Origin of the sequence: Roseburia rectibacter, assembly GCF_014287515.2 — a bacterium.
GTDB classification, from domain to species: domain Bacteria; phylum Bacillota; class Clostridia; order Lachnospirales; family Lachnospiraceae; genus Roseburia; species Roseburia rectibacter.
Map to the genome: position 1 here is coordinate 2,412,416 of NZ_CP092473.1, position 22,601 is coordinate 2,435,016.

The 22,601-nt window shown below is 41.5% G+C and carries 17 protein-coding genes; 1 reads left to right on the forward strand and 16 read right to left on the reverse strand.

The genetic code is table 11. From position 1 onward, the window contains the following. Positions 1-5: 5 nt before the first annotated feature. The 5 genes from H8S51_RS11450 to H8S51_RS11470 all read right to left on the reverse strand — a co-directional run bounded on the left by H8S51_RS11450 (position 6) and on the right by H8S51_RS11470 (position 7,330). Positions 6-629: a YesL family protein gene (locus H8S51_RS11450; RefSeq protein WP_117922534.1), complete on the reverse strand. Its 624-nt coding sequence runs from the start codon at positions 627-629 to the stop codon at positions 6-8. 221 nt (positions 630-850) lie between these two features. Continuing rightward, complete coding sequence (locus H8S51_RS11455) at positions 851-2,644, reverse strand: type 2 periplasmic-binding domain-containing protein (protein ID WP_117922541.1); 1,794 nt, start codon at positions 2,642-2,644, stop codon at positions 851-853. 159 nt (positions 2,645-2,803) lie between these two features. Then, on the reverse strand, positions 2,804-3,769 hold the full coding sequence (locus H8S51_RS11460) for a carbohydrate ABC transporter permease (protein ID WP_117922533.1): 966 nt from the start codon (positions 3,767-3,769) through the stop codon (positions 2,804-2,806). A 13-nt stretch (positions 3,770-3,782) separates the two neighbouring features. Beyond that, entirely contained in the window at positions 3,783-5,252 is a 1,470-nt protein-coding gene (locus tag H8S51_RS11465; RefSeq protein WP_186900449.1) for an ABC transporter permease, read from the reverse strand. Positions 5,253-5,554: 302 nt separating this feature from the next. Then, positions 5,555-7,330 carry an ASKHA domain-containing protein gene (locus H8S51_RS11470; protein ID WP_186900450.1) on the reverse strand — a complete coding sequence of 592 codons (1,776 nt, stop codon included), beginning with the start codon at positions 7,328-7,330 and terminating at the stop codon, positions 5,555-5,557. 230 nt (positions 7,331-7,560) lie between these two features. Between H8S51_RS11470 and H8S51_RS11475 the strand changes: the two genes are divergently transcribed. Next, a complete protein-coding gene (locus tag H8S51_RS11475; protein WP_186900451.1) occupies positions 7,561-8,316 on the forward strand; it encodes an exodeoxyribonuclease III in 756 nt (251 codons plus the stop codon). Positions 8,317-9,364: 1,048 nt separating this feature from the next. Here the strand turns inward: H8S51_RS11475 and H8S51_RS11480 are convergent. The 11 genes from H8S51_RS11480 to H8S51_RS11530 form a co-directional block, all read right to left on the reverse strand. Continuing rightward, positions 9,365-10,552, reverse strand: a complete 1,188-nt coding sequence (locus tag H8S51_RS11480) for a MalY/PatB family protein (RefSeq protein WP_186900452.1) — start codon at positions 10,550-10,552, stop codon at positions 9,365-9,367. 208 nt (positions 10,553-10,760) lie between these two features. After that, entirely contained in the window at positions 10,761-11,036 is a 276-nt protein-coding gene (gene minE, locus H8S51_RS11485; RefSeq protein ID WP_006857669.1) for a cell division topological specificity factor MinE, read from the reverse strand. 11 nt (positions 11,037-11,047) lie between these two features. After that, positions 11,048-11,839, reverse strand: coding sequence for a septum site-determining protein MinD (gene minD, locus H8S51_RS11490; protein ID WP_118210614.1), 792 nt, complete (start codon positions 11,837-11,839; stop codon positions 11,048-11,050). Positions 11,840-11,860: 21 nt separating this feature from the next. Then, entirely contained in the window at positions 11,861-12,559 is a 699-nt protein-coding gene (minC, locus tag H8S51_RS11495) for a septum site-determining protein MinC (protein WP_117922303.1), read from the reverse strand. Positions 12,560-12,658: 99 nt separating this feature from the next. After that, positions 12,659-13,270, reverse strand: coding sequence for a thiamine phosphate synthase (locus tag H8S51_RS11500; RefSeq protein WP_186900453.1), 612 nt, complete (start codon positions 13,268-13,270; stop codon positions 12,659-12,661). Then, positions 13,263-14,471, reverse strand: a complete 1,209-nt coding sequence (gene thiH, locus H8S51_RS11505) for a 2-iminoacetate synthase ThiH (RefSeq protein WP_186900454.1) — start codon at positions 14,469-14,471, stop codon at positions 13,263-13,265. Before thiH ends, H8S51_RS11500 begins: the two co-directional genes overlap by 8 nt. Positions 14,472-14,630: 159 nt before the next feature. Beyond that, on the reverse strand, positions 14,631-15,410 hold the full coding sequence (locus H8S51_RS11510) for a thiazole synthase (RefSeq protein ID WP_117922300.1): 780 nt from the start codon (positions 15,408-15,410) through the stop codon (positions 14,631-14,633). Between the two features lie 117 nt (positions 15,411-15,527). Then, positions 15,528-15,737: a sulfur carrier protein ThiS gene (thiS, locus tag H8S51_RS11515; RefSeq protein ID WP_241070691.1), complete on the reverse strand. Its 210-nt coding sequence runs from the start codon at positions 15,735-15,737 to the stop codon at positions 15,528-15,530. Positions 15,738-16,022: 285 nt separating this feature from the next. Then, positions 16,023-19,835 (reverse strand): AAA family ATPase, encoded by a 3,813-nt coding sequence (locus tag H8S51_RS11520; protein WP_186900455.1) that lies wholly within the window; start codon positions 19,833-19,835, stop codon positions 16,023-16,025. Positions 19,836-19,900: 65 nt separating this feature from the next. After that, the gene (locus tag H8S51_RS11525; RefSeq protein ID WP_186900456.1) at positions 19,901-21,097 is read right to left on the reverse strand and encodes an exonuclease SbcCD subunit D; all 1,197 of its coding nucleotides are present in this window, start codon (positions 21,095-21,097) and stop codon (positions 19,901-19,903) included. Positions 21,098-21,254: 157 nt separating this feature from the next. Beyond that, positions 21,255-22,526 (reverse strand): erythromycin esterase family protein, encoded by a 1,272-nt coding sequence (locus tag H8S51_RS11530; RefSeq protein WP_186900457.1) that lies wholly within the window; start codon positions 22,524-22,526, stop codon positions 21,255-21,257. Between the last annotated feature and the right edge of the window lie 75 nt (positions 22,527-22,601).

Here is a 22,601-nt window from a genome sequence, read left to right on the forward strand (position 1 = left end):
ATCTCTTATTCACCCTCACGATTCACACGCTCGATCTGCAGAAAAATACGTTTACTCACTGCTGCAACCGTATAAATGATAAATCCAGGGCCAAATAAGATTCCAAGGAATATCATCGTGGAATTATACTGGAAAATCAGCACTTCCGCAGCAACAAGTATCACTAAGATCAGCGTTTTTCCAAAATATTTTCTTGAAATATCCATAGAGTTCTGAATGGTACGGATCACTGTATTTTCGTATCTTGCCAACAGCGGAAATGCATAGATCATCGCAATGATTACAAGAAATACGGAGACCATACCAATGATCAGCAAAATGACCGGATTGTTTTTCACCGCTCCAAAAAGCTGGAAATCAAGATACACCGCATACCACGCAATCAGAAAGATCAGTCCCATCGGAACTCCCTGCTTAAAGTTTGCCTTGTATGCCTCAAAATAAGATTTTGCAATATAACCTTCCTCATCATCCGCTAATTTTAGTGCAACTGACATTGCTGCTGTCGTTGATACACCGATCGTAAAAATTGGTATACTTCCTAGAATCCACAAAAAATTTAATTTTAAAATATCTAACAATCTGCTCAAAAAACGGTATAACGGACTGTCCACACTGAAAAATTTCATCTTTTCCTCCGATCCAGAGTGCTGTAAATACACTTCTCTCTTTTATTTATTTTTTCTGTCTGATCTGCTTTCATCATACAGGATTTTTACAAATATATCCAGTATGATGAAAACAGACCGGGGCGATCCGGACGTTTTGTCCGGATCCTTTGCTCAGGTCTGTCTTTTCAAACAACAGACGTCTTTACATAACATGCCATCTATTGTTTTTCATCACATCGTTATTTGATTGTCTCTTTTACTGCGTCCTCAGCTGCTTTTCTAAGTGATGCTTCATTCTCCTGGAATGCGATACACTCATCATAGCCGTAATCTTTTGCCTGAGAGATCATATCAGAAACGATCTGGTCGTATTCAGCATCTGTCTTAGCATAGATTGCTTTCCATGAATTTGTCTTGATGCACTCAGCAACCTGTGTCCATAATACATTTAACTCATCAGATTTTACAGACTCAGAGTATGTTGTACCAAGAGAAAGTTTGTAAGGTCTTGATCCCATGTACTCATCTGCTGTTGCAAAACCGGTCTTATCTCTCCAATCCTGCTCAATGTCAGAATTTGCATCTGTTGCAAAACTAGCCCATTTACGATAGTTGTATGTCTCACCGTTTGAATCAGGATTTAAGGAATCAAGTGCCCATGTTGTGTTGTTCATTTTAAAGGAACCATCATCAAATGTTCCGCTGTAACCATCAGACATCTGTGTGCTGATATCTGTCTTAGCTGCACGTCCTAAATCTGTAAACTGTGTTTTTCCATTTTCATCATAGTACCAGCAGACATCCTTTGGACCATACTCAGCTGTCATACGTCCTTCCGGAGTAGATAACCAGTTTAAGATAGCCATACACAATTCCGGATACTCTGTCTTAGCACCGATAGACCAGATACGGTTTCCACCATAGATATTCTGACCATAGCAGATCGGGGTTGCATCTTCCGGTGGGCAAGGATACATTGCTTTTCCTTCCTGTGCATGTGAATCTGAGTTGTAGAAAGTAGAACCTAAGAAGTTGAATACATTTAAGAATGCTCCACCGTTCTGGTAATCTTCCTGCATACCATCATATCCCTGTGTCTGTGAGTCAGGATCAAGTAATCCTTTCTGAAACAGATTGTTATAGAATTTTAAGCATGTAAGATAAGGTCCATTCTCCTCTAACACCGGATGGAATACCTGCTCCTCCGGATCATAAAGACCAAAACCGAATTCATCATATCCATAATAAGCAGTTGCCGTTGATTTTACGAACATTACCATATTTCCATCCCAATCGTTAAATAAGGAAACACCGTAAGTTGTTTTTCCATTATCATCTGTCGGGCAGATTTCTTTCATCTGACCCAATACATCTACCATATCATCTAATGTTTTGATCTCAGGATATCCTAACTCTTTGTAAAGATCCCATCTTAAATCCCAGGTATACATGAAATCCTGACGTGCTGTTGCATCTCTTGCAACATCAAATCCGAATCCATAAACCGTACCGCCGGAAAGGTCTGCATTTTTCTGTAATGCATACGGCATGTTTTGTTTGATGTATGGACCATAATCGCTTAAGATATCATCCTCATTCCAGTCAAAGAGCATTCCTTTGTTCACTGCCTGCTGATACTCATCGGAGTCATTTCCCCAGAGAACCAGGTCTCCAAGATTTCCTGACTCCATACGTGTCTCATATACACCGTCGGAATCCGGAATGATATTTAATTTTACATTGAATTTGTCCAACATGATCTGACCGAACCAGCCGATCTGCTCTCCGGAATAGTTTGCTAACTGGTCGAATACATCAAGAGTTACTGTCTCCTCCGGAATGATGTCTGCCAGATCCTCAGCATCCGCCTCATCGGAAGAAGCGTCTCCAGTCTCTGTGCCAGCTTCGTCCACAGCATTATCTGCTGCTGTGTCATTTTTTGTGTTGCTTGCCTGATCATTTCCCCCACAGGCTGCCATGGAAACTGTCATCGCAGCTACCAAAAGCAGTGATACAATTTTTTTAGCTTTCATATAATCCTCCTTGTTTTGCGAAGCAAAATCCGAACCCTTTGGTGAGGAGAGGATTTTACTCCTTGTTTTGCGAAGCAAAATCCGAGTCCTTTGGTGAGGAGAGGATTTTACTCCTTGTTTTGTGTTATATTGATTCCGCACCACGCGGTTAACACCTCTTTAACCTTTTACGGCACCTAACATGATACCTTTCTCAAAGTAACGCTGCATGAATGGATATACGACTAAGATCGGAATTACGGTTACCATGGAAATCGTATATTTGATAACTTTTCCACTCATTGCTGATTTAAGAACAGCCTCGCTGACAGCTCCACCGGACTCCATCAATGCACTTAAGTTGGATGCCTGATTTAAGTAAATGTAAAGTCTGTGCTGTAACGTATATAATTTCGGAGCAGATGTCATTAAAATCAGGGAATCCGTAAAGGAGTTCCAGTGGCCAACTGCACCAAAGATCGCAATCGTTGCAAGGATCGGTTTGCTGAGCGGCCAGATGATCTTACGAAATACGGTAAAGAAACTTGCTCCGTCGATCTGTGCGCTCTCTTCGAGTTCTGCCGGAATAGACTCTATGTACGTCTTTACCAAAATGATGTTATATGGTGCCACAATACCAGGAATGATGTATGCCCAGAATGTATTGGTCAGTCCTAACATCTGCATGTTTAAGAACCATGGGATCAGACCTGCATTAAAATACATGGTGATCACAAGGAATCTGTACCAGAATTTTCTGCCCCACATTTCATCTTTTGTTACCAGATAACCGATAAATCCTGATGCTGCAACCATAAGTGCTGTACCAAGTACTGTTCTTGACAATGATACGATCAATGCACTTGAAAGGTCACTTACGTTTAACAGAGCTGTATAGTTATCCAGATGGATTCCTCTCGGTACGAAGTTGATCACACCCCTGATTACCAGATCGTTATCACTGATCGTATTGATGAACAGGTAATAAAACGGGAATATACATGCGATTGTAAATAATGTAAAAAACAGGTAGTTTAAAATGTTAAATACGACATCGCCGGGTTTTAAGCGATATTTGCGTTTATGTGTTTTTTCATAAAGCTTTTCGGCTTTTAAATCAGCCTTTTCCTGTGCTGTTTTTGCCATGTCTTATGCCTCCTTATACAATACTCTCGCCACGAATCAGTTTTGAAATACCGTTTGCACCAAACAGTAAGGTTACACTGACAAGTGATTTTACCATACCAATTACTGTTGATAATGGGATCTGTCCCTGTCCGATACCAAGTTTGTATACATACAGGTCAAGTACCATAATAGCGTTTGTATTGGTAGAGTTTTCAAATACTAAATACTGATCCATACCGTTGCTTAAGATATTGGCGATTGACATTAACAGTAATACACAGAATGTCGGGATCAGGCTTGGCACTGTGATATTCCACATTCTCTGGAAGCGGCCTGCGCCATCCACCGTTGCTGCTTCATAAAGCTGCTGGTCAATACCGGAAATCGCTGCGATATAAATGATTGCACTCCAGCCGATTCCTTTCCATAAGCCCCATGCTAACATCTGCAGCCATACATGGCTGCCTCCCATCAGCATGTTCACACCCTCTGACCAGATTCCTGCATTTACCATCAAACTGCTGATAAATCCGTCTGTTGAGAAGATGCAGAAAGCGATTGCATATACAAGTACCCAGCTGATGAAGTTTGGCACAGTCGTAAGTGTCTGTACAACGCGGCGGAACTTCATATTTTTAATCTCACAAAGGAAGATTGCAAATGCCATTGGAAGCCAGCTTGTCAAAATTCCAAGTCCACTCATTGCAAGTGTGTTTTTCAGAACACGAATGATATCTCTTACGGTAGCCGGATTCTTAAATAACTGTGTGAACCATTTGAATCCAACAAAGTTAGCCCTGCTTAAAGTATCACCAACTTTGTAATCGAAAAATGCATATCTCCATCCCCATAATGGCAGATAACAGAACACACCAGCCAGTGCTAAAAACGGCATCAGCATCAGAAACAGGCGATACTTTGTTTCCATCTCATATTTTGCACCTGCCTCAACTTTCGGCTGTTTTATCATCACGATCAATGTAACTGCTAAAAGTATGATCGCAACGATTAATATTGCATAGAAGCCATTGGAAAAGATCGGTTCTATCTTACCAGGTTTTTCCGTTTTGTTGATCTGGCTGTATGCAAGTGCGATACCGCCAAGTCCGAGGATCATCACTGCACTTCCTGCCGCTGTGAAGATGTTGCTCAGTTTTTTCATTTTCAGATTACCAAGTGATAAACATCCTCCCGCTGCAACCGCTGCTGTTCCAAGACAGGTAACCAGAGCAGATACAGAGTCAAGCCGTAATGTTGACTTCATGACCCATCCTTTTCGGAATGCACGTCCAAACTCTGATGCCAGTGATGAGTATGAGATACCGGAAGTAAACAAGGATAAGTTTCTTCCGATCATTCCACTGATTCGCGCTGGGTTAATTCCAGGTATGAACATAAATAAGACTGCAAACAGAACTGCGATCCGAAGTACAAGATATAACTTATCTGTAACGCCGGTGCCATCTGCTTTTTTGTTTTTTGAAATGCCCGTTTCTTTCATTTCTCCCTTTCCCTTCTTTTTGGTTTTCTCCAGCATCCGGAGTTTTTTCGAAAACGTTTAAGTTTTGCTTTAAAAAAAATATTTCCGAACTGCTTTTGTTGTATTTATTATATAAAAGGGAAGAAAATTAAAATACCGTAAATAATTGATAAAATATACCTTGATTTTTGGTCATTGAAAATCAGATGTAAAAAAATAGAGGTATTTTTTTCTAATAAATACCCCTGTCCTTTTGATCATCTTCTGACGTACCTGAATTTTATGATGTTATAACCAATCCCCCCTCACACTCTATTCTCACTTCAATAAAATGGAAACTGCATATGCTTTACATACAGCTTCTGAAATTCTTCTGTGTCTGCAAGATTGATTTCATTCGATAACGTTGTAATTTTTTCTGGCTTCAGCCCATTTTTTTCTTTTTTGCCAGTCAGGCAACAGACAGCGCCCTCCAAGGCGCTGTTTCCGACAGGAATCAGCTTTCCTCGTAGTCCTGACGGCAGAAGTCCGATCCCAACTGCCTTTTCCATGTCAAGACCTGTACCAAATCCGCCTGCCACATATACCCGATTGATCTGTTCATATGGTATATGTGCTTTCTGCAGCAGAACTTCCACACCTGCGCAGATAGCTGCCTTCGCCATCTGTACCTGTCTGATATCCTCCTGTGTAAAATAGATTTTACCGGGTACGACCGGAAACCCTTTGGTAAACCATGGCTCTTTCAGGGTTCCATGTGTATCAACGATACGATGGCGCACTAATTCGTACATCACGTCAATAATTCCTGTTCCGCACAACCCGATCGCGGGTTTGCCACCAATCATTTTCGTCACCATATTTTCTTTTCCGAACAGAACTGCACGGCAGACAGCCCCCGGTACTCCCGGCACTCCACAGGATATGTTTCCACCCTCGAATGCAGGTCCTGCTGCAACGGATGATACAAGGAAATGATCCCCCGCAGATAAGACCATCTCACCGTTTGTTCCAATATCGATCAGCATCTCACACTGATCCGGACGCATATCGCATCCGATCATACCTGCTGTAATATCACCTCCGACAAAAGCAGAGATTCCCGGAACGATGTATACCTCCGCACACTGGTTTATTCCGATATTCCCACTATTTCTGACATCTCCATGCTCTCCAGTGCTTCTGATGTTTCCTCCATCTCCATATTCTCCAATACTTATGCCTTTCTTTACATCTTCACACTCTCCGGTTAATTCGCTCCAAGTCATCTTCTCCGGCGCAAGATTTACCGGTGTAAACGGCGCAATTCCAAGTCCCGCACAGGAATACCCAAGCAGTAAATGGCACATAGTTGTATTTCCAGCAATCACGATCTTACTGACACTTTGTGTGCTTTGTTCATCCATTTTCTGCCCAGCAAGCAATATTCCTACCAGATCTTTTATATCTTTTAAAATGCTCTGTCTTAAATTTTCTGCGTCACCAGACGCTGCCGCCCGGATTCTTGATATCACGTCTGCTCCATATGCTCTCTGATGATTGACGCACACTGCTGTATTTATGCATTTTCCATCCGTAAGTGAAATCAGCTCGCCTGCCAGCGTGGTCGTTCCGATATCGATTGCAATGCCATATGTAGAGTTTTCTGTATCTACGCTCTCTAATGGCATTTCCAAAGCCAGTGATATCTGCTGGTTATCTTCTGTTCTCTTTTTTTCGATAAATTCCGGCTGCCTGTCCCCTGCATCTTCCTTTTCCCATACAGATACTCCTTGCCCATCACCTGCTTCCTTTTTTCCACGGATAAATTCAGTCTGCACATGCATCTGCTCCCCACCTTCTTCTGGAATGCGCACATACATATCGCCTGATGGAATCGTCATACAGGAAAGACGCCATCCTTCTTCTAACTCCTTCTCTGTAAACACTTCTTTTTCCCGTGGTTTGGGTGGATCTGCTTTTTGTATTTCTTCTATTATAATGCAACATTTTCCACAGGTACCTTTTCCATTGCAGGGTGCATCTAAATATTCCCCCTGTGCTCTCAATAGTTCCAGCACTGTCCTGTTCTGGTTTTGTTGTAAAAAAACTCGTTTCATCAATTCCTACCTGCCATGAACTTACTTATTGAAATAAATTATACCATTCTCCCTACAATATGGAAACACCACTTCTTTCTGTTATCAACAATATACATACACTGTTTTGTCAGCAGCAATTGCATATTTTCCTTGTTTAGCACAAAATATAATGCTATGATATTTTGCAGAAAAAAGAAATAGAGATTCGTGTAAAAAAGATATTTTTCACACGTAGAATGGAGATTACTATGAAACTGATATCCTGGAATGTCAACGGGCTGCGTGCCTGTATTCAAAAAGGTTTTCTTGATTTTTTTCATGAAATAGATGCAGATATTTTCTGTATTCAGGAATCGAAACTACAGGAAGGACAGATTGACCTTCCACTGCCCGGTTATTTTTCGTACTGGAATTACGCAGAGAAAAAAGGTTATTCCGGCACCGCAATTTTTACCCGAAAAGAACCTTTAAATGTGACCTACGGCATCGGTATCGAAGAACACGACAAAGAAGGACGTGTCATCACTTTGGAATACCCTGATTTTTATATGGTTACCTGTTATACACCAAATTCACAGAATGAACTGGCACGTCTTCCTTACCGTATGCAGTGGGAAGATGATTTCCGTACTTATTTAAAGAAACTTGATGACGTAAAACCCGTCATTCTCTGTGGAGATTTAAATGTAGCACACAAGGAAATTGACCTAAAGAATCCAAAAACGAACCGGAAAAATGCCGGTTTTTCAGATGAAGAACGTGCAAAAATGACAGAACTTTTAGGCGCCGGTTTTACAGACACTTTCCGTTATTTTTATCCGGATATGGAACAGATCTATTCCTGGTGGTCTTATCGTTTTAAGGCACGTGAAAAGAATGCCGGATGGCGTATTGACTATTTTATCACATCAAACCGGCTCAAAGACAAACTCACCGGTGCAAAGATCCATACAGATATTTTCGGCTCAGACCACTGCCCGGTAGAACTAGATATCGACTTATAAAATGAATTGCCCCTATAAATACTGGTTTGCGGGTGACATGAGTTTCCCTGTGTAGGGTGGTTCCGGGGGTTTTCGATTGGCAAATTGCATCAAGCCGGGACTCGTTTTGTTCCGTTGTACGAAAATAAGAAAGTCTAAGTATGCCTGATTCAGGTTGGGGCGGAGTGACGTGTGCGTCCTAAATGTGCCGTCCGGGCACATTAGGACTTGTGCTGCCGTCCGTGGCAGCACAACACTGTGTTACGGACAGGCATCCTAAGAGTTTCTAATTTTCTCCCAAAGTCACAAAAGCAATCCCGGCTTGATGCGATTTGCCAGCCGTAAGGCTGTGAACCACCCTTCGTCGGGGAACTCATTTTACAACCTTGGGGGTGCGTAAATTTTTAGTGTTTTGTGTCTGAATCTGATTAAAAAATATTTCTAAATAACTATATTCAATAATTTATTATTTGTTTGATAACGCTGGCAAAAACCTCAATATATTCCACTATGCTCATGTTTATTGCCATACACATTTGAAGAATATTTTGTGTTATTGGTCTGACAATTTACGAAACAATTCATGTAGTACAATGTAGCAGATGGAAATTCTGGGAAGTCACTAGGCTGAATATCAATGATACAGCACCTTAGGATTTTAAGCATATTTCCATTCGTGCGAATATCAAAAATCCGCACTTACGCCCCCAGATTTTGAGATGAACCGCCCACCCAAATGGTGTTCACAACCTGGAGGTGGGCATCTTGCGCAAAGCCGGAGCTAATTTTGTGACTTTGGGAGAAAATTAGAAAATCTTAGTGTGTCTGTAGATACACAGTGATGTTCTGCCACGGATGGCAGAACAAGGCAGCATCGAGTCATGGATGACTCGTTGTTGCCGTTCACGTCACTCCGAGAAAATCTAACTCAGACACACTTAGACTCTTCTTATTTTCGTACAACGGAACAAAAATTACTTCGGCTTTGCGCAAGATGCCACTCACAAACCTACGAAATACTATTTGAGCGGACGATTTATTTCATAAACAAACCCGCATTTATCCCATACTACTTCAACTGATCCACCGCTTTTTTCAGTTGCACAAACGCCTGCTCTAATGTTCTTCTCGGACATGCAATATTAATGCGCTCAAATCCTATTCCTGTTTTTCCAAAAATAGCTCCGGCATCCAGCCACAGTCCGGCTTTGTCGATCAGAGCCTCTAGTTCTTTTCTTTCCAGTCCAAGCGCTTCAAAATCCAGCCAGATCAGATACGTTCCTTCCGGCTCGATCAATTTGACTTCTGGCAGATTTTCTTTCAGATATTCACGTACAAAGGAAAGATTTCCAAGCAGATATTCTTTTAACTGCAAAAGCCATTCTGCTCCTTCTTCATAAGCAGCCTGACACGCGACAAGTCCCATCAGGTTTACCTGACTGTACCCCGCCTGATCCACCGCACGGATAAATTTTTTACGCAATCCTTCGTCAGCAATAAAAATATTTGACACCTGAAGTCCGGCAAGATTGAATGTTTTGCTTGGTGCTGTACAGATCACGGATATCTTCTCAAATTCCGGTTCTATAGACGCAAATACATAATGTTTATTTCCCGGATACACAAAATCACTATGGATCTCATCGCTGACAACAACAACCTGATATTTCAGACATATTTCTCCGATCTTTCTTAATTCCCATTCTTTCCAGACACGTCCTACCGGATTATGCGGACTGCAGAGTAAAAACAAATGAATCTGATGTTCCTTTATTTTTGCCTCAAAATCTTCAAAATCAATCTCATAATGACCATCCCGCAAGACGAGATCACTGCTGACTAACTTTCTGTCATTTGATTCGATCACCTGACGGAATGGATAGTATACCGGCTGCTGAATCAGTACGGCATCGCCTTTTTCTGTATAAGCACGTACTGCTGCCGCAAGTGCAAAAACGACCCCTGGAGTTTTTATCATCCATTCCTGCTTTGTGTTCCAGTCAAAATGATCACGGTACCATCCTGACACTGCTGCAAAATAATCTTCCTTACTGTCACTGTACCCATAAATCCCATGTTCCACTGCTTTCTGCAGTCTTTTTGTTACCGCCGGCACAGTCTTAAAATCCATATCAGCAACCCACAGTGGCAATACATCTTCTTTTTTTCCACGCTCTTTTGCGAAATCATATTTTAAACATCCGGTTCCTCTTCGCTCTACTACTTCATCAAAATCGTACTTCATGACATACTCCATTCCGGGATACTGCTCCTTTGCTCATCCTTTGTATTTCTGTTATCAGTTGCCGCATCCTTTTTCTCTTTTATCATTTAATTCATATCAAATTAGTATGATATTAGCATTTTCAATATCATATGTCAATAGTACTAAAAAAGACTGTTCAAACGAAAATCTGTATTCTCCTTCGAACAGTCTATGATCTCTTATATATAATGATAAGTTTTTATGAATTTCCGTGTCTGATATCACGGATTGGAATATTAACAAACAATGCCGGTACAGTTCCATTGTTTGACTCTGACTCTGTCTGTGTGATCTGGATGTCAAGGCCTTCCATATCAATATCCATATGTTTTGAAATTACCTGAATGATCTCGTTTTTGATCTGCTCCATCATTTCCGGGGAACAGCTTGCGCGGTCAGTCACCAGCAAAAGTTTTAAACGGTCTTTTGCAACATCACCGGAACTTTTCTTTTTAAATAAGTCCATCAATCCCATGACTGTTCCTCCTAATTTTTCTTAAATAAATCTTTTAATTTTGAAAATACTCCCTGTTTTGCCTCAAGATCAAGGAATGCGACTTCCTCGCCAAGAATACGATGGCAGATATTTTGATATGCCTGTCCTGCAAGACAGTTGCTGCCAACTAACGGCTCACCCTGATTCGTAGAAATTACGATATTCTCATCATCCGGTACTGCACCGATCAGATTGATCGCTAAAATATCGCACACATCTTCTACATTCATCATATCGCCACGTCTTACCATGTCCATACGCAGACGGTTTACGATAAGATCAACCTTTTGGATCTGGTTTGCCTGAAGCAGTCCGATGATACGATCTGCATCACGCACTGCGGAAACCTCAGGTGTTGTAACTACAAGTGCTCTGTCTGCACCTGCAATGGCATTCTTAAATCCCTGCTCGATTCCTGCCGGGCAGTCTAATAAAATATAATCGAAATCCTGTCTTAAATCTTCGATCAGCGCCTGCATCTGCTCCGGAGATACTGCTGACTTATCTCTCGTCTGTGCTGACGGTAAAAGACATAAATTCGGATATTTTTTGTCTTTGATCAATGCCTGCTCAACACGGCAGTTTCCTTCTACAACGTCTACCAGGTTGTAAACAATGCGGTTTTCAAGTCCCATTACAACATCCAGATTACGAAGTCCGATATCGGTATCGATCAGCACTACTTTTTTATTTAACTGTGCCAGACCTGTTCCAACATTTGCGGTTGTAGTCGTTTTACCAACTCCGCCCTTTCCGGACGTAATTACAATAACTTCACTCATTTCAAAAAATTCCTCCTGCCGTTAAATATCGCTTAATAGTTCTTTTGTCAGCGGTTCAATACAGATTGTTCCATCTTTTAAATACGCAATCTGCGGAGACGTGGTCGTTTCCTTGACCTTTTTTCTTATTTTACGCCTGCCAAAAGGTTTGTCCGGACTCTTTGCCAGAACATTTCCAATGCGGATCTGAATCGGGTCCATATCCAGTGCAACGATAAATGCACTGTCATCTCCACCAAGTCCTGCATAGACACTTCCTTTTACCGCTCCAAGTACAACGATACTGCCGTTTGCCATGACTGCTGCGCCCGGATTGACATCACCTACCACTACAATACCTGTTTCGCTCTCAAGTGTCTGACCTGAGCGAAGCGTTCCGCGGTAAAACTGAGTCCCTCCATCCACATACGGCTGCTGCACAGATGCCTGATATTCTTCGATCTGCTGCTTGACGTATGCTTCACGGTCCGGATCATGATCTACAATGCACAATATCTCGATACTTGTATTAGATGTCACTGCATCAATGATAGCCATTTCTTCATCATGTGTCAGCTTTCTTCCCTCGAAAGAAATCGCCAGTTTTGCCCCTTTAAAGAACTTCTCTGACTCTTTGAACTTCTCGACGATGGCATCTAAAAGTGCTTTAAAAGATATCTCATTGCTTAATACAAGATGTATCCCGTATTTATTACTTTTTATAACAACTGCCTGTGACATATCGTCCCTCCACTTTACTATCCGATTTAGTATAGCAGATTCTTGAAACAGGTGCAATGCGACATGAGAAATTTGATTGAAATTTTTATATTTTTTATGTTATATTGTCATAAACGCTGACATGATACATGCTCCCTCTGCCCCACATTCACACACAAGGTCAACTTTTCCATCACCAAACCCGATTCCACCGATAGCGTATACCGGTATATGCACGGCTTTACACACCTGCTTTAAAAATTCTGTTCCACGCGGCGGAAGCCCCTTCTTACAATCTGTGGCAAAAATATGACCTGCGGTCAGATAAGATGCACCTAGTTTTTCCGCCTCGATAGCATCCTCCACAGAATGAACGGAACAGCCTAAGATCATTTTAACTTTTGTCTCTGTCTGCTTTTTCCCATTTTCCGTTTTTTCCATATAAACTCTTAATAATGGAAGCGGCAGATGAATGTACCTGCTCCCTAACCGCTCTGCGACTTCCAGATAACTGTGCAGAATACAGATCACCCCATATTCTGCACAAATTTTTAAAACCTGTATTGCCAGACTTTCATATTCTGTTTGCGGCAGATCTTTTTCCCTTAATATCAGCGCCGCTGGTTTCTTTTCACATACTCTTTTAACCTGTTCTAAAAATGAGCGGTCACAAAGTGTGCGATTTGTAACCGCAATTATTTTTCCCGGAATTGGATTTTCTTTTTTATACATAAATATAGTCACTCATAACAGGCTGCAGTCCTTCTTCAAGCAATGCATCATACACCTGTTTTACTGTCCTTCCATCCGAAATTTCAAACTGCTCATCTCCCCGATCCTCAAGTCCCTTTGCATGGCTTCCGATACCGGTGCTGACTCCCGCGGAAATCTTTGTTGCAGCGATCTCCATCAGACTGTCTCTTACCCTCGCACACTCTCTGGTAGAAACCGTGATACTTGCAAATGGCATAAACAGACGGTACGCCGTCACAACCTGCAGAAGCTGTTTTTCATGCACATCCATCGGGTTGATCTTGTCATTATTGATAATCGGACGAAGTCTCGGACAGGAAAAAGCAATCTCTGCATGCGGGTATTTTCTCTGCAGCAGATAAGCATGCATTCCTGTCGCAAACGCATCTTTTCTGAAATCATCCAGCCCTAACAGTGCTGCAAATCCCACACCTCTCATACCGCCGCGGATTGCACGCTCCTGTGCCTCCATACGGTATGGAAAAATACGTTTGTGTCCTGCTAAATGAAGTGTCTCGTATTTATCTGAATTATAGGTTTCCTGAAAAACAGTCACATAATCTGCACCGCATTTGTGCAGATATGCATATTCATCAGAATTCATCGGATAAACTTCAAGTCCTATGACTTTAAAATATTTTCTTGCAATTTTACATGCTTCTCCAATATATTCCACATCCGACATTTTTCTGCTCTCACCTGTCAGAATCAATATTTCCTGCAGACCTGATTTTGCGATCTCAGCCATTTCTGCTTCAATTTCCTCCGTATTCAGCTTTGCCCTGCGGATGCGGTTATGACAGTTGAATCCACAGTAAATACAGTAGTTTTCACAATAATTTGCAATATAAAGTGGTGTAAAAAAGCAGACAGAATTACCAAAATGATTTTCTTTTTCCACCTTTGCGCACTGTGCCATTTCTTCAATAAAAGGCTCTGCCGCAGGTGACAGCAACGCTGCAAAATCTTCTGGTGTACGGTTTCTTTTTGTAAGTGCCCTCCGTACATCTTCCGCTGTGTAACTGTCATAATCATATGCCTGCATTACTTCAACCACCTGTTTTGTGATATCGGATCTCAACGCTTCCATCCCCGGCAAATATGTCATATGATCGATTCTTGCTTCTTTCTGGTGTTCCTTTATCTCGTCGCTTAAAATACTTTCATTGATATGTTCCATGATTTTTTATCCCCTGTGCTTATTTTGAACCCGAAACTTTTTATATTCATTTTTCTGTTCAAATCAAATTATAAAAAATGCATTATATTTTCTGATTCAAAATTTCCATAAAACTAATTTTTATTCTGCTCCCATATTTGCCACTCTGATTCTTCTGAATTATTCAGAGAGAAAACCCGTCAGTGGAGAAGATGCACTTGCCCCACCCATCTTGACACGTCCACAACCCGACAGGTATGCTTTTCTTCCGGCTTCGATAGCCTCACGGAAAGCAGATGCCATTGCCGGAATATCACCTGCTGTCGCAATCGCAGTATTTGCCATAACCGCTGCTGCTCCCATTTCCATAACTTCACATGCCTGGGATGGTTTTCCAATGCCAGCGTCCACGATAATCGGCAGGTCGATCTCATCGATCAATATCTGGATAAAATCTTTTGTACATACTCCACGGTTTGAACCGATCGGCGCCGCAAGCGGCATGATACAGGCTGCACCTGCGTTTTGCATATCACGTGCTGCGTTGAGATCCGGATACATATATGGCATTACAACAAATCCTTCTTTTGCTAACACTTCTACTGCTTTCGCTGTCTCATAATTGTCCGGCAGCAGATATTTTGAATCATGAATGACCTCGATTTTCACAAAATCACTGCCGCTGATCTGTCTTGACAGTCTTGCAATACGGACTGCCTCCTCTGCATTTCGTGCCCCGGATGTATTTGGCAGCAATGTCACATTCTTTGGAATATAATCTAAGATATTTGCCACACCACCCTCATTTGCACGTCGCAGTGCCATCGTCACGATCTCTGCTTTTGCTTCTTTTACTGCTGCATCAATCAGCTCTAAGGAATATTTTCCGGAACCTAATATAAATCTGGAGGTAAACTCATGTCCTCCTAATGTCCATGTATCTTTCGTCATTTCACTCATTTTTTTCCTCTTTTCTGTTATGTCTGTACTGTTATATCTTTTCTGATAACACAGCTATCAACTCTTTTTTCTTTTACAATTTTCTTTATTTCTGCCAGATATTCCGCTTATGCCAGCTTAACAGCCGCCACCCATAAAACTGACAATTTCTAAAATGTCATCATCCTTTAAAACAACTTTCGCATAATCTTCCCTGTCTAAAATCACATAATTGTGCTCAACTGCAATCTGTGCTAACACGTAATGATTCTGCTCTAAGTAATCAAGTATCGTTGTCCCTTCCGGCAACGTTGCATGCTTTCCATTGATCTCCATAAATCCTTTCATTTTCCTCCTTTTGTTTTTTCAGGCAAAAACAAAGAGTCGCTTGCGACTCTTTCGCACTCGAGCAGTGCTATTTACAGCTAACTTCTTCTCCGCGAGATGCGCATCCTGCCCGGAGGGCTTTTTGATTCATAGGACGTAATTTCCTATGAATCAAAAAAAGCGTTCACAAAGAAATACACCCAAGGTGGTGTACCCCTTCATGAACGCTCTGCTCACTCTATTTCAGATGATAGCACTATACAGTGGTGAAGTCAAGAAAAAAAGTTTATACTAATTCACTATATTTTACTCCACTTGTGCAGCACTGCTGACACCTTCCGGCGTCCGATGCTTCGTTACAATGATTTTTTTGTCAATCTGGTCTTTTAGTTCCGATACATGTGAAATGATGCCTACCAGACGATTACCCTCTGTAAGCTGTAACAATGCCTTTAATGCCTGCTCTAGGGCATCCTCATCAAGCGAGCCAAACCCTTCATCCACAAACATGGAATCCATACGGATTCCGCCTGCATAAGACTGTATCTCATCCGACAATCCAAGTGCAAGCGACAATGATGCCTGAAATGACTCTCCGCCGGAAAGTGTCTTGACACTGCGCTTTGTTCCGTTATAATGGTCTACCACACAAAGTTCCAATCCTGCTTTTTCCTTGCGGCTTCCTGTCTCCTCCTCACGCTGCAGTTCATACTGCCCACTGCTCATCGTAAGCATTCTCCTGTTTGCACGGATCAATATCCGGTCAAAGTAAGCCATCTGCACGTAAGTTTCTAATTCGATCTTTGCCTTTCCGGTCAACATACCGCTTGCTGTATCGGAAAGCGACTTCATCCAGACATATTTCTGTTCAGTCTGTGCAATCTCCTTTTGTTTTTTACTGACATTTTCACAGATATTCATATTCGCATGATAAGAAGTATATTTTGATGCCCTGTTTTCTTCGATCTCACTTCTTTTTGTCCGCAGTTCTTCCGCCTGTTTTTCGATTTCTTCTTCCGGAAGTGCTATCAACTTTTCTGTCTCCCTAATCTGACCAAGAAGTACCTGAATAGCACCTTTTTCACTCTCCGTATTTTTTTCGTAATTATTATAGGTTTCCCTCGTCTTTTCCCTGTTCTCTTCAAGATTTTTCTTTTGTTCCGTACATTTTTCTATCTGTGACTGTACTTCCTCTTTTGTAATATCTTCTACCTGCTCTTTCAGTTCTTTTAAACCTTTTTCTTCGTTTACATACTCTGTCTGTAAACGTATTATCTCATTTTCTGCCGCACCGATCTGACTGGTAAGTTCTTTTATTTCTGTTTCATCAAGCGGAATCTGCTTTTCTAATGCAGCCTTTTTTCGTTCTTTCTCCTGCTTTTTGGATAATTCCACCTGTTTTTCACTGGCTGCATTTTGCATCATGACAATCACATCCTCTGCGAAAGCCATCTGTTCGTGCTCTGCTTCCTGTATTTTCTGCACGATAGTAGTGCCGGTATTTCCGAAGATATCTGCCTGACCGCATACAGACTGCATGTCTGTTCTCATCTGCTTTTCGACAGTCTCTTTATTTCCTGTCAGTTTTGCGATTTCTTCCTGGATGCTGCTGATCGTTACACGTATTTTTTGCTTTGATTCTTCACTTTCTTTTAATTCACCTGCAATCTGTTCCACACGCTCCCTGTCTTTTTTTGCCTGCAAAAACTGCATATTTCGTTCTCTTTCAATTTGGGAAAGCTGTGATAAAACAATCTGGGAATCTTCTGTATTTTCCAGCATAAAGCCACAGTCAGCAATATTTTTCTCCCACTGCTGTTTCTGCTGTGTATAACGTTCCTTTGCCGTAGCATTCTTCTGTCCAAGGGCATTCTTCGTTTCACTTAACAGCGTCAGTTCATTCTGCGTATCCTGCATCTTTTGTTCTAACAGATTCTTTGTGTCCAAATCATTCTTTGCCTTTTCTTTTTGACTTTTATATTCTTGTCTTTGTACCTCATTCGCATTCTTTTGTTTTTGATTCTCCAGCCTGATCTCTGCTAAAGACATTTTGTCATCAGATATTCCCAATAATTCCTTTGCATCTTTTAATACAGCAGATATTTTTTCTTCTTCCTGTACCATAAGCTGATGTGCCTTTTCACTCAGCCTGCTGACTTTTTCCCTTGATTTTGCATCCTCCGCTTTCGCATTCTCTAACTCATCCCTCTCCGGAGTCTCCTGTGGTATAACTGCCGGCAGGGGATGATGCACCGAGCCACAGACCGGGCACGGTTCTTCTTCTTTCAGTCCCTGTGCCAATATTCCTGCCTGTGCATCCCAGAATTGCTGCTCCATCTTCCTGTAATGCTCACTGATCTGTTTTTGCGCTGTGACCTCTTTTTGATACTCTTTTTGTGCCTTTTCCCTGTTTTTACTGATTTTTTCCCAATCTTCTAACTTATCTTCCAGCTCATCCTGTCTGCGTATCGCTTCCGATACCTTAATACTCTCTGTTTCAGCCTGTTTTTCCCTTCTTTCTGCGTCGGAAACCTGCTCTAACATTTCTTTTTGCTGCTGCAGTTCGCTGCTTTTCGTATCATACTTCTTCTGTGCATTATCCTGTTCCATGCCCAGTCTTTTCACTTCTTTTGCTGCCGTTTCCAACTGTTCCGTAATCTCTGTCAGATTTCTTATTTTCTGCCGGATATCATTTAATGCGTTCTTACAGACAATTTCACAGCCTGCAGCATCTTTCTTCTGTTCCTGTTCTTCTTTTAGTTTTTGTTCCTGCATTAACAGATGATCTTCTGTTTTCTTTTGTAAACTTAAACTTTCCTTTCTGACTGAAAGTGCCGTTTCCAGTTCAACAATCTTTTTTTTCTGATTTTCTAACGAATCTCTTTTTTCTGTAATTGTGTGGATTTCCCGTTCCACACGCTGTTTTTCTACAGTAGCACCCTCATATGATTTTAAATTTTCTTTCTCCTGCTGCAGTTTTTCCTCCAGCCTGATTTTTCTCTGTTCCTCCTGCTGCTTTTTTTGAACTTTCTCTTCTATATTCTGCTGTTTTGTCCGCTGTGCCAGGTCAAGTTTCTGGATTTTTTCATATAGTGTCAGCTTCTTTTCATATTCCTCCACTGCCCTGTCTAATCTTTCGCAGTCTTTTGCTGCTTCTTGGGCGTACAACATATCTTCTTTTGCCTTTATAAGTAGTGGTTCTAATTCCTTTAATCTTTGCTTTTTCTCTTCTAATAACTGCTTTCTTTTTGTATTTTCCCGTACTTTTCCACTGAGTTCATCCGCACTTCTGATCTTTTCATCAAGTGTCTGTTTCTCATTCTGTAAATATTCTAATGACTCTTTCTGTACCTGGCAGAGCTGCTCTAAAAGCAAAATTCCCTCTTCCACCCTGCCATCAAACTTTTCTTTTTTGAGCAGGCTCATTTTTTCAGCGATTGCTGCCCCTTCTTCATTCAATGAATCACTATCACAAACAATTCCATCCATATACTGATTGATACTGCGCCGCAGTTCATCATATTCCCTCCACTGCTTTTTCACAGCATCTTTCAGCCGTTCCTGCAGCACACGGTAAATATCTGTACCGAATATCTGTCGAAAGATCTTTCCTCTCTCCTCCGTATTTGCAAACAATACTTTCTGAAAATCTCCCTGTGCGATCATCGCTATCTGGGTAAACTGTTTGCAGTCTAAGCCAATCAGTTCTGTGATGGCACGTGTAACCTCTCTGCTTTTTGTCACCGGTTCCCTGTCATCCGGATACTCTAACGTAGCATTCGCTTTTTCCATTGTCATTCCAGTTCCGCGTCCTTTTGGACGCATGTATTCCGGATTGCGTTCTACGATATACCGCTTATTTGCATACTCAAACGTCAGACGCACAAATGTTTTCACATCCGCTTTGGCGTATTTACTGCGGAACATATCCGCTTTGCGCACATCACCGCTGGCTTCCCCGTACAATGCAAATGTGATCGCATCAAAAATTGTAGTCTTTCCTGCTCCGGTATCTCCTGTAATCAGGAATAATCCCTGTGATCCAAGCCGTTCAAAATCTATGGTCTGTTCTCCCGCATATGGTCCAAATGCACTTATTGTAAGACTGACTGGTTTCATAACCGCTCCTTTTTCCTGTTTTATGAAAACATAATAATATTGAGATCAAATAGTTATTTACAATATTAATGTAATTCCTCTAATAGTTTTTTTACAAAATTCTGCTGTTCTTCATTCATCGGCTGATTATTTTGTATCTCGTAAAATTCTTCAAACAATTCTATCTCTGACTTTTGCTCCACATGCTCCGTCACTTCAACCTGCCTGCTCTGTCTGGTTCTGCTATTATCATAGACAAGCTGCATCAGATTGGGATATACCGTCCGAAGTTTCGCCATTCCATCCGGGACATCTTCCTCATCAGTCAGCGTGATCTGCAGATAATCGTCCGTTTCTGTGCCCTCATAAAAATCTTTTGACATCAGTTCCATGTAGGTTCCACGAATCTTACGCAGATCACGAAGAGGTTTCAATGGAACCTTTTCAATACAGACATCCCCCTTCTCCTTTATCTCCATAACAACAACAGACTTTTCCTGTTCTGCCTCTGAAAAAGAATACTTGAGCGGTGTTCCGCAATAACGCAGTGTCTCCCGGCTGATATACTGTGGACTGTGAATGTGCCCAAGTGCAACGTAATCAAAAATATTAAATACTCCCGCCTCGATCTGGTCTAATCCGCCAACAGAAACTTCTTCCGACTCACAACGGGCTGCACCTGTCACAAACTGATGTGCCACTAATATATTACGCTTTGATATGTCTACCGGCATGTGTGATACGACATACTGCAGTGCATCCTGATATGTTTCCACTGTCTCCACGTTATCTTCTTTCGCAAGATCCTGTTTTGTCCCGGCATCATTTTTCCCAATAGATATCCCCTCTGTCACATTTCTCCACGCATGGCGCACAACCGCAGGACGGATAAACGGAAGCAGCCAGATACACAGTTCTCCGTATTCATCTTGACAGGTAACGCATCTTACCTCTCCATCATAAACCGGAGAAACATAAACTTCCCGGCTGCTCATAAGCTGCGCACCAAATGCAATGCGTTCCGCTGAATCATGGTTTCCACTGACTGCAAATACCTTTTTCCCGCAATCTGCAAGTTCTGTCAGAAACTTGTCAAACAACTGTACCGCCTCTGCAGACGGAACCGGCTTATCATAAATATCCCCCGCGATCATAACTGCATCCACCTGCTGCTCCAATGCAATTTTTTTGATCTGCCGTAAAATATATTTCTGATCTTCGATCATGGAAAACTCATTGACACGTTTCCCAATATGTAAATCTGAGATATGAAGAAATTTCATGTTCTCCCCCTGTACTATATCAATCGTAATATTTGATTTAAATGTACCACATAACACCGCGCAATGCAAACATATGTTTTGTTTTTGTTACTTTTTCACAAAAATCAGGTCTCTGAAAATCAAAACACAATTTTCAAAGACCTGACCGATTATTTTTCTACTCTTCCCGGATCTCTATCGGATGTGCATCCGCAACAAAAATCATTCCATCATACAATTTTTCCGGCGATTGTGATATGCGGTAACTTTGAGGGAAAATACTCATAAAAAACGCACTGTAACCCTCTCCTAATGATCCCATAGAAACATGATCTGTAATCTGTTCTTTCAGTTTTGAATTTTCCGGAACCTTTGAAAAATCCAGCCAGCACATATCATAACCGGCTTTCTTCGCGGCTTTTGCAAGAGGATCATACGAATAAAACGTGTGCGTGATACGCTTTCCATCACTTTTCGGAAGATTGCAGTTTGTCTTGTAAAAATCTGTTCCTATTGCAAAATATCCTTCTCCAAGTTCATCCGATAAAATATTTCCCATAACCCTGTTATCCGTGCCATAATTTCCAGACCGCTCTATATGTCCATTGTGACCGGAAATAAAAATACATGCATTCCCCCGTTGTTCTTCCATAGAAAGAATCCACATCACATTTTCTGCCATCCGTTGATCTCTGAGCGCATTTCCTTCTACGGCAGAATCGATCACTTTTCCAAGAGAAATATTCTGCAGCAGCGTATCTGCCAGATGATCTGCCTGTTTAATGTCTTTCGCATCTGATTCCTGCAATTCTTTTTTTATTTCCATTATAATCCTGGTCTGTTCCTCAATATCATAGCCGCCGTCTGCCTCGTCATTGTCTTCTAATTTTTTCAGTTCAGTTACGTCGATTCCTGACGCTTTACATGCCTCGGTCAGATACTGCAGATTATAGGACCAGTTTTGCATGTCAAACCCATAAAATCTTAAGTCATCTCCAGCCTTTGCAGTCTCATTGTATTTTCGCATATAAGAAATCAGATCTGCCATCTCATCGGTTCTGTATATTGCAAAGCCAATCGCCGCGGCAGCCTGCTCTGCCGTTCCTTCCCCGCCGTGAATGTAACGGTTCACATACTCACATCCGCCATAGTCTCCCTCCAGTGCAAATGCCCTTATCCCGGCATTTTCCACCAGATTTTGAAATACGGAAAGTTTTAACTGCTGAAACTCTACATTTCCATGGGATGCTTCCCCTAATGCCACAATCTTTGTTTTCTCCGGTATTTTTATATTATCCACCTGGTCTGCGTATTGCATAAATTCCGTTTCATCAGCACATGGTCCGGTACCAAATCCTCCAAAATGAGAATATATACTGCCGACAGCAACTATACCCAGCAGGATTATACCTACGACAGCCCAGATTCGCGAATGTTTTTTCTTTTTCATAAATTTCCCTCCCCAAAAATTATCTGCTTTACTTAATTCACGACTTTATCTTAACAAAAAAGGAAATGTACCGCC

Bases quoted from the DNA above. Each gene is read 5' to 3' on its own strand.
- H8S51_RS11450 (WP_117922534.1), bottom strand. From the start codon at position 629: ATGAAATTTTTCAGTGTGGACAGTCCGTTATACCGTTTTTTGAGCAGA.
- H8S51_RS11455 (WP_117922541.1), bottom strand. From the start codon at position 2,644: ATGAAAGCTAAAAAAATTGTATCACTGCTTTTGGTAGCTGCGATGACA.
- H8S51_RS11460 (WP_117922533.1), bottom strand. From the start codon at position 3,769: ATGGCAAAAACAGCACAGGAAAAGGCTGATTTAAAAGCCGAAAAGCTT.
- H8S51_RS11465 (WP_186900449.1), bottom strand. From the start codon at position 5,252: ATGAAAGAAACGGGCATTTCAAAAAACAAAAAAGCAGATGGCACCGGC.
- H8S51_RS11470 (WP_186900450.1), bottom strand. From the start codon at position 7,330: ATGAAACGAGTTTTTTTACAACAAAACCAGAACAGGACAGTGCTGGAA.
- H8S51_RS11475 (WP_186900451.1), top strand. From the start codon at position 7,561: ATGAAACTGATATCCTGGAATGTCAACGGGCTGCGTGCCTGTATTCAA.
- H8S51_RS11480 (WP_186900452.1), bottom strand. From the start codon at position 10,552: ATGGAGTATGTCATGAAGTACGATTTTGATGAAGTAGTAGAGCGAAGA.
- minE (WP_006857669.1), bottom strand. From the start codon at position 11,036: ATGGGATTGATGGACTTATTTAAAAAGAAAAGTTCCGGTGATGTTGCA.
- minD (WP_118210614.1), bottom strand. From the start codon at position 11,839: ATGAGTGAAGTTATTGTAATTACGTCCGGAAAGGGCGGAGTTGGTAAA.
- minC (WP_117922303.1), bottom strand. From the start codon at position 12,559: ATGTCACAGGCAGTTGTTATAAAAAGTAATAAATACGGGATACATCTT.
- H8S51_RS11500 (WP_186900453.1), bottom strand. From the start codon at position 13,270: ATGTATAAAAAAGAAAATCCAATTCCGGGAAAAATAATTGCGGTTACA.
- thiH (WP_186900454.1), bottom strand. From the start codon at position 14,471: ATGGAACATATCAATGAAAGTATTTTAAGCGACGAGATAAAGGAACAC.
- H8S51_RS11510 (WP_117922300.1), bottom strand. From the start codon at position 15,410: ATGAGTGAAATGACGAAAGATACATGGACATTAGGAGGACATGAGTTT.
- thiS (WP_241070691.1), bottom strand. From the start codon at position 15,737: ATGAAAGGATTTATGGAGATCAATGGAAAGCATGCAACGTTGCCGGAA.
- H8S51_RS11520 (WP_186900455.1), bottom strand. From the start codon at position 19,835: ATGAAACCAGTCAGTCTTACAATAAGTGCATTTGGACCATATGCGGGA.
- H8S51_RS11525 (WP_186900456.1), bottom strand. From the start codon at position 21,097: ATGAAATTTCTTCATATCTCAGATTTACATATTGGGAAACGTGTCAAT.
- H8S51_RS11530 (WP_186900457.1), bottom strand. From the start codon at position 22,526: ATGAAAAAGAAAAAACATTCGCGAATCTGGGCTGTCGTAGGTATAATC.